Origin of the sequence: Bacillus sp. JJ864, from assembly GCF_036963045.1 — a bacterium.
Taxonomy (GTDB): Bacteria; Bacillota; Bacilli; order Bacillales; family Bacillaceae_G; genus Bacillus_A; species Bacillus_A pseudomycoides_C.
Genome location: NZ_JBALLY010000185.1, coordinates 1 through 878, shown reverse-complemented (window position 1 = coordinate 878; position 878 = coordinate 1). Strand labels below are relative to the sequence as shown.

Annotated in this window: 1 protein-coding gene; it reads left to right on the top strand. The window is 26.1% G+C overall.

Annotated features, from left to right (window positions below; genetic code table 11):
* Window positions 1-80: 80 nt before the first annotated feature.
* Window positions 81-569 (top strand): hypothetical protein, encoded by a 489-nt coding sequence (locus V7024_RS22060; RefSeq protein ID WP_335523940.1) that lies wholly within the window; start codon window positions 81-83, stop codon window positions 567-569.
* Window positions 570-878 lie beyond the last annotated feature (309 nt).

The following is an 878-nucleotide window of genomic DNA, read 5'->3' as shown; positions in this document are numbered from 1 at the left end:
AGATGCATTTTAATTTAATTAAGGATAAAATTGTATATATAACTATATAATGGTATTTCAGGGAGGAAAGGAATTTTAAAATGAGGAAAAATAAACAAAAATGCTTCTACTATTTTGTAATGGTTTTACTTTTTAGTTTAATCGGATGTTCTTCTAAAGAAGCAAAATCATCTATAGTAATAAATGAGAAAGAACAACAAGTGGAATTTAATTTACTAAAGGATAGCGAAATAGAAGATATAAACATATTAAAATCACAAACTAATAATGGTCATTTAATAACCAACAGGTCTCTAACTTCAAATGAAACCTTAATTAAAGATATTGTCAAAACTATAAAAGATGGTTCACCAATTAAATCTCAGTTTGATGAAAAGGCAAAAAAATCTTCAATAGAAATGGAAGTTAATTTTAAAAACGGTTCAAAAGAAACTCTTTTAGTTTTAATTAATGATAAAGATAAGGTCTCTGTAGTAAAAGAATCCGGTGAAGGTTACAGACTTAAAGATGATGCTCCTAAGGTAGTAGTTGATTTTATCTTAAGCAAAGAAAGAAGTAAATCAAACTAATTATAAATATAGATTACAACTGTAGGTTTATCTGTTTTTTCTCTATGTAACTTTGTAAATAATTTTAAACCGCTAATTTGTACAAACTGCTTTTTCTCGAATAGGCATTTTCTCTATATGTCTCAAATGAATCCTTTTTTTACAATCATTGGACAAAATAGATGGGAAAATTAAACTATTTGTAAGGGAAAGGGATTTATGAGATGATCAGAATTCTTGAAAATTTTCCTGTTATTATTCAAATTAAGAACGATGGTGGACGGAGAAATGAGATATTTATAAGTTGAATTTATTAGAAAATAATATGCA

Bases quoted from the DNA above. Each gene is read 5' to 3' on its own strand.
- V7024_RS22060 (WP_335523940.1), top strand. From the start codon at position 81: ATGAGGAAAAATAAACAAAAATGCTTCTACTATTTTGTAATGGTTTTA.